The organism is Planomonospora corallina (assembly GCF_042650625.1).
GTDB classification, from domain to species: Bacteria; Actinomycetota; Actinomycetes; order Streptosporangiales; family Streptosporangiaceae; genus Planomonospora_B; species Planomonospora_B corallina.
In genome coordinates, this window is record NZ_JBHSBM010000086.1 from 1 (window position 1) to 6,721 (window position 6,721).

The following is a 6,721-nucleotide window of genomic DNA, read 5'->3' on the forward strand; positions in this document are numbered from 1 at the left end:
CTCGACGTAGCGCCAGGCGGTGGCCGCCGAGACGCCGAAGCCGGCGGCGATCTCGGTGAACGTCTCGCCTTTGCGCAGGTAGACGAGGACGAGGAGGGCCTGCTGGCCGGGGTTGAGCCGCCGCCAGGGGGTGCCGATCGTCTTGCGGTGCCGGCGGATGATGCCGGCCACGTAGATCAGCGTTGGACGCGACAAATCGACCGCGGCACGGTAGAACAGCACCTGAAGCTCCTGGCTGTGACGGTGATGGTTGTGGTGATCAACCCGTCTACCAGGAGCTTCTCTACGTCATCAGGCGAACACCGTACTCGCGATCATGCTGTGACCAGCAAGTGGTCCACCGGGGATGAAAAAGCTTCAGTGATTCATCCCGATTTACACGATCAAGTGATGATCACTTCCGCTCATCGATCCCTCTGACGACCGGAGATCCTGAGATGCGTCGGCTGGCTGCAGTTATGGAGCTGCTTGTGGCAGCGACCGGATGTGCAAGCACGCCGCAGAGGTGCACGCGGATAGGCGTCCCAGCTGGGGTGGCCGGTGACTAGCCAGGAGCCACTCGCTCAGCAGGTGAACAGCGTGGGTATCAGGGTTTGCTGGAACGGCGCCTGCTACACGTCACAGCAGATTGCCCTGCACCCCATCGGTGATGCAGCTGCCACACCCTCCGGCGGCCGGCACGATACGGGCGAGGGGGCCAGAGCTGCCGTGCAGGCGAGCTTGCCCCTCTGGATCGCTCGAGGCGATTCCCTGCTGGAGCAGCGGATGACGTCAGGCCGATAATGCTCTATCTCAACGGTCAGTTCTGCGGGGAGGAGGCCCTCAGGCAGCCCTGCTTGATCAATATTGATGGCCAGCTTCACGAGCGTACAGCCGGAGATGGCCATCTCTGGGACCGCGCAAGTGCTCCTCGCCCTTCAAACCGTTGGACCAGGCCTCTACTCAGAACGAAAGAGGCTCACTAAGCTGGTATTCCGATCACACGGAGAGGGACGCATGGCTAATCTCATACCTGGCGTCGGCGCAGGCTCGCTGCTGAACTCGCAGCTGATCGCCGACGACCGATCGACTCGGATCGGCGCGATCTATCGGATCGACTACAACGAGGCGATCGTGCTCACCCACGACCGTTGGAAGTTCGATGCGGGTGGCATACCTCAGTATTCGTTCCTGCTCGCCACGGCTCAAGACATCAACGCTCCGCAGGTTGACGATGACGAAGTCCTGCTCCTGCGCGTCGAGGGTACATCGCCGTTGTCGATGGAGAACGACCTGCATGCCGTGCGCGAGGAGTCCCTCCGAACGGCCCTCTCAAACAATCAGAATCCATCCCCATCTGTCGTACTCGATATAAATATGGACCCGGTTACCAAGAACCGCGTTTCCTTTACCGGCCTGCGCTGCAAGATTCTTGGCACCTTCTACGAGGACATTGTTGACGGCCAGAAAGTGATCGAGTTTGGAGCGGATGTCGACAACTTCTACGCTACGTCAACTTACCGAGTACTGAAGCCGATAGGCGAAGGTCTCTCGACAATCTCGTCCTACTTAAAACCGACGGACCGTCCTGTGGATCGCGTCCGTATCGGTGTCGTTCGGTACTCCGCGACTCGTCGTCGGGCAAAAGCGTCGAAGCAGGCCGACTCTGCTGTCGAGGTCAACATTCGGGACTTCATCGGCCACAAGACCGCTCTATTGGGCATGACTCGCATGGGTAAGTCCAATACCGCCAAAATCATAATTGCTCGCACGTTTGCCATATCGGAGCGTCAGCGCGCTGCAGGTAAACGCCCCGTGGGTCAGCTCATTTTTGATCCACAGGGCGAGTATGCGAACCCGAACACTCAGGACGGTACCGAGATCGCCGCTATCGGCGCTAAGCACGTCCGTATCTTCAAGTTTGGAGCGGACGGATCTCAGCCGCACGTCAAGCCTCTCTCGATTAATTTCTTCTCCGAGAATCAGATCGACGCAGTCCAGAACCTCATCTCTGACCAGCTCAGCACTGATGATGCAGGGTATGTGAAGGATTTCGCTGGTACTTCATATGCGGATGTTCCTGGCGACCGTTCCGCCACCACACACGCCCAGCGCGCAAGGCTAGCCCTCTACGGAGCGCTTATACGCGCCGGCTTCGAAGTTCCGCCTCGGTTCCGAGCACTTATCAACATCGGAGGCTCCTTCCAGGAGACCATTACGAACGAGTTGGGCCGTAACCCCTTCACTCAGGCGGGAACAAGGAGCAACATCGTGACCGTGGCTGCGGCCGATGTAGAAGCCGTGGTGCAAAAAATCGTCGAGCTTCGCGAGTCAGGTAACTCCGAAGCTGTGGACTTCACGAAAAACGTCCGATGGACGAGCGTCGAGCCGATCTTTACTACGAGGAGCCAGAATCGCAACGTACGCGGATGGAAAAATCTTAACCCGCTGCGCCCCTTCCACAGTCCCCTAACGATGAACGACCCAGCAATCGAGATATACGACGAACTCGTTAAGGGACGCATCGTCATTGTTGACCTTCATGTTGGAGCAAGCGCGATCACTAAAGCCCTCAGCGAATCGATCGTTGCGCGCCTGCTTGAGCGCCAGACATCCGTATTCACATCCGGGCAGGAACCTCCGGCCATCCAGGTGATGCTTGAAGAGGCTCATAACCTATTCTCCTCTGATCGCTACAAAGACGACAGAGACATCTGGGTCAAGCTTGCCAAGGAGGCAAGCAAGTTGAACCTCGGCATGACGTACGCGACTCAAGAGGTCTCAGGTGTCGCGCATCAGGTCAAGGCCAACACTGCCAATTGGGTAGTCGCGCATCTAAACAATACGAAGGAGGTTCGCGAACTCGCCCAGTTCTATGACTTCGGCTCGTTCTCGGATGCCATTATCGCCTCCGAAGACCGCGGTTATGTGCGGCTAAAGACCCTGTCGTCACCGTACATTGTTCCGGTGCAGATCGACCGCTACGACTTGGAGCTCGTCAACGAGGCTCGCGCAGCTGCAGGTGACCCTCCATTGATTCCAGATGGTGAAGGGTCAACTATCTGATGCCATACGAGACTGTAGCTGGGACACACGAACTCGCATCACGCCTAGGGCACTCTACAGCTGCGGTTCGTGCCGTCGCTGACCAGCGTACCTTTTATGTCCCAGCCGAGGCTCTGCGCGATGTCGAGGAGATCCGCAAGAAGATTCAGCGCCGAGCTGACTTTGATTCCGCGGCGCCACGTCTGTCGTCTGCGCTCGCCGTCGACGGATCGTACGTTGTTGAGCGGGTGAGGGACGGATTGCCGTCGGTGCTGTACGGGTTCGCACAAGCTGCGGCGGCATATCTCGATCTCGGCATCCTTGAGACACAGGAGGCACAGCGGTTCGTCGACCCGTACGAGATTGAAAGGGCTGTCAACACGTCGCTCGTGACACTCGACCTGCCGGTTGCTGGTGCCTACACGCGCGAAGGCGTGGACATCGCGACCTCCTGGAGAGAGGCGATCGATCAGCTCTTCCGTACGAAGAAGATCGAGGTGAACCGCCTAAACCAGACGTTGCTGGAACTGCTCTTCCTGTTACACGGGAAGCCGGGTATACCTGCGCCGACAGTCCCTGTGAACTGCCCGACGGAAAACTGCAGCAAGGACGTCCGTGTCCCGCCGGCTGGCCTCAAATGTGCCGCGTGTAACATCCAGCTGTTCCCCACTGACGTCCTGCGTATTCATGAGGAGGTGAGCGAGGAAGGCAGCAATCAGTCCGCCCTCGGCCGACTCATGTCAGTTGTCGAACTCCTTGTGCTCGTAGGGCTGGCCACCCTTTTGTGGGAACAGTCCCGCAAGGAATTGCTTCCCACCACGCTGTTCATCGTCGATGGGCCACTTGCTATCTACGGCCCTCCAGCCAAGCTACGCGGCCGAGCACTCGAGTACTTCCAGGCAATGGCTGCAAGCACCCCGGGTGTAGGGCCATTCATATGTGGTATAGAGAAGTCCGGCGTAATGGTCGACTATGCACGTCAATTGGCTCGCCATGACGTGCTATCCCCTGGCGATCTACTCGTTTGCGACGAGGACATAATCGCCCGCGTCACCAACGCGACCAATGCTCGCGCGTACGGCAAAGAAACCTATTGGGGACGCAAATTCGTCTACCGGGCACTTGACGGGCGGGTGGTGGTCCCGACAATCATGCCACCGTCCGGTGTGCCGTACGATGCGAACGGCGGGCAGCCGGACCCAAGGAATTACCCGACCCTTGCGGCAATCCTGGACGTTGTCGACCGCACCGGCTCCTCAATGTATGTCGATGGGATCATCCCCGTGGCGGCCGCACATGGGAAGGCCGCGTTCCCCATCGGCGTCGGCACCGATGTACTACGGCTAGTTGCCACGACACGGCTTGGTCTCGACCAGACGGTCCGTAACTCCGGCCTAGTACCATGAACGCCGTGACAGTTGCCGCACGTGCCCAAGGACCCATGCGTGCGACAACCTTGGTTCCAGTTGGGACGGCACCACGCAAGATCGACTGTGCGCCGGCCCAGGTCATGCACCCCCTGGCAACCGGACGGTACCAGAGTCCACTGCGCTACCCGGGTGCTAAGAGTGGCCTGTCAAACGTGATCGGCGAGCTCATCGCAGCCGCTCAGCAATCCGCTCAGGTTAGGAAAGTCGACCTCCTGGTAGAAGCGTTCGCTGGCGGTGCATCGACCAGTCTCCGGTTGGTCGGTGCAGGCATCGTTGAGCGGGCATTGCTCGCGGATGCAGACCCGATGGTGGCGGCCTTCTGGCAAGTGGCGGCTTCTCGCACACAGGAGCTTATCGAGCGTATCGCCGATGAGTACGCGAAGTACGTTGCCGTCGGCGGGGCGACGGCGCTGGCACGCTGGGACTACTGGCGTGCCTGGACAGCAACTCCTGGTACTAGCCGATCAGCCAAGGACCTAGAGCTCGCCACAAAGTGCCTGTTCCTAAACCGAACCACCTTCTCGGGGATTCTTCACGGACAGGCCGGTCCCATCGGGGGCCGCTCGCAGAGTTCGGCGTACGGCATCGGATGCAGGTTTAACCTCACGAGCTTAATTGAGCGGCTCGAATACGTCGGTCACTTATATGACACGAGGAGGATCGCGGACGTCTGGCTGTCGGATTGGAAGACCACACTCCATGGCGTCGCCTCGCATTACAAGACACTGCTCCCCGACCGCGTTGTTGCATATCTTGACCCACCCTACCTTTCGAAGTCAGGCAAGCTTTATCAGCGTTCGTTCGATGTTCAAGCTGCGCAGGAAGGTAAAGACCTGGATTGGGTAGGCGGGCTCCAGCACTACGACTTGGCGAAGTACCTCCGTCGAGAGATGCAGTACCGCTGGATTCTGTCGTATGACTACGATGAGCGACTGCTCGCAGATGACTCGCTGTACGCCGCAAAGGCGATGCATCCATCGAGGCTCAGTCGCGACCTGAAAGGCGTCAAAGCTTGGCGTATCAGCAAGCGCATTGTGACGCTGAATTACTCTGTCTCCTCGCGAACTGGGCGCGGGCCTGCGCAGGAACTTTTGCTCACTACGCTTCCGCCAACAACGGTGCCAATCAACGAAAGACTGCAAGTCAAGTCGCCAGACTGATCTGTGGACACCCCCGCAAGTAAAACTGTATAAATATCGAACCCGGTAGTGAACAAGTACGTCAGTCATTATTGATGACCAAACTGCCGCGGGGCTTCCGGTCCTCGGGCCTGGCGGCCCTGCGGTACGGTTCCCCTTGCCACCGGATGATCAGGTTGGTCACCGTAAGGGGTAGGGCACAGCAGCGAGGCGCAACAGACCCACCTCAGATGTAAACGTAGCTTACCGTGACGTCGGGTGAGTCGATTGCGCCGTGAAATATGACCCGGCGATTTATCCACTGCTCGAACAGAACGATGGGCTGATTGTCGTGCTGCGGCTTATAGGTGTTTTCGTACCAGGCGATGCCATGCCTGTTACAGGCCAGACATAGCATGCCACGAACGCATTTGGCGCAGTAGTTAGTTGGCTTGTGCTTCTGATCACACTCGTGTGCATGGTCCAATTGCCAACCGGTCGCACCCGGATCGTTTGTGCCACAGAGACAGCGACCGCCCTGTAGCGCGAGAACGGCATCGCGAGCGTACTGGGATATCCCTCGTCCATAGTGGACGATACACAACCCTCGTGAGTGAGGTTTCTCCTGGCACGTACCATAGCGGCAGAGGGAGCCCCACTCTGCCTGTGATATCCACCCACGCAGAGGCGTAAGAGTGAATCCCTTTTTCTTCTGCTGATAGTGGCCATCACAGTACCCCTGCGACGAGTGCGGGCGTCCACACCCTGGAAACGAACACTCGGTGTACGTCCCGCGCGGAATCATAGATCTGATTGGCTTCAGGGGCTGACCAATGCGATGCTGATCATAGTGTGTTTTGCAGAACGTCAGGGTTCTGACGGGGCGACCACAGTCCTGAAAGCTGCAGGAGTCGGTGTTGACTCCATCCTGAATGATCTTATCCCTATGGTCAGGTTCTTCTGCCATGAGCAGATCATATCCATGGCTTGGTCCTCTAGTTGGACGTAGCGCTCCGGTTATGGATAACAATCGTGGTTCATATCAGTGTCACCATGAGCAAGAATTCATGGCCTGGATGATGTCTTGCAGTCACCATCAGCAGGGCGGTGGGATAATTGCCGCGTTCCGCTCTACATTCCTCGCGAAGA

The 6,721-nt window shown here is 58.2% G+C and carries 5 protein-coding genes; 3 read left to right on the top strand and 2 right to left on the bottom strand.

Annotated elements, in window-relative coordinates:
- A partial coding sequence (locus ACFOWE_RS33825) for a helix-turn-helix domain-containing protein (RefSeq protein ID WP_377295171.1) occupies positions 1-222 on the bottom strand: 222 nt, incomplete at its 3' end.
- 774 nt (positions 223-996) lie between these two features.
- Here ACFOWE_RS33825 and ACFOWE_RS33830 point away from each other — a divergent pair.
- The 3 genes from ACFOWE_RS33830 to ACFOWE_RS33840 all read left to right on the top strand — a co-directional run bounded on the left by ACFOWE_RS33830 (position 997) and on the right by ACFOWE_RS33840 (position 5,614).
- Positions 997-3,045: a helicase HerA domain-containing protein gene (locus tag ACFOWE_RS33830; RefSeq protein ID WP_377295173.1), complete on the top strand. Its 2,049-nt coding sequence runs from the start codon at positions 997-999 to the stop codon at positions 3,043-3,045.
- On the top strand, positions 3,045-4,430 hold the full coding sequence (locus ACFOWE_RS33835) for a hypothetical protein (RefSeq protein WP_377295175.1): 1,386 nt from the start codon (positions 3,045-3,047) through the stop codon (positions 4,428-4,430). Before ACFOWE_RS33830 ends, ACFOWE_RS33835 begins: the two co-directional genes overlap by 1 nt.
- A gap of 104 nt (positions 4,431-4,534) precedes the next feature.
- A complete protein-coding gene (locus ACFOWE_RS33840; RefSeq protein ID WP_377295179.1) occupies positions 4,535-5,614 on the top strand; it encodes a DNA adenine methylase in 1,080 nt (359 codons plus the stop codon).
- Between the two features lie 205 nt (positions 5,615-5,819).
- Here ACFOWE_RS33840 and ACFOWE_RS33845 read toward each other — a convergent pair whose 3' ends face one another.
- Positions 5,820-6,539, bottom strand: a complete 720-nt coding sequence (locus ACFOWE_RS33845) for an endonuclease domain-containing protein (protein ID WP_377295177.1) — start codon at positions 6,537-6,539, stop codon at positions 5,820-5,822.
- Between the last annotated feature and the right edge of the window lie 182 nt (positions 6,540-6,721).

Excerpts from the sequence above, each read along its gene's own strand:
- ACFOWE_RS33830 (WP_377295173.1), top strand. The coding sequence starts at position 997 with ATGGCTAATCTCATACCTGGCGTCGGCGCAGGCTCGCTGCTGAACTCG.
- ACFOWE_RS33835 (WP_377295175.1), top strand. The coding sequence starts at position 3,045 with ATGCCATACGAGACTGTAGCTGGGACACACGAACTCGCATCACGCCTA.
- ACFOWE_RS33840 (WP_377295179.1), top strand. The coding sequence starts at position 4,535 with ATGCACCCCCTGGCAACCGGACGGTACCAGAGTCCACTGCGCTACCCG.
- ACFOWE_RS33845 (WP_377295177.1), bottom strand. The coding sequence starts at position 6,539 with ATGGCAGAAGAACCTGACCATAGGGATAAGATCATTCAGGATGGAGTC.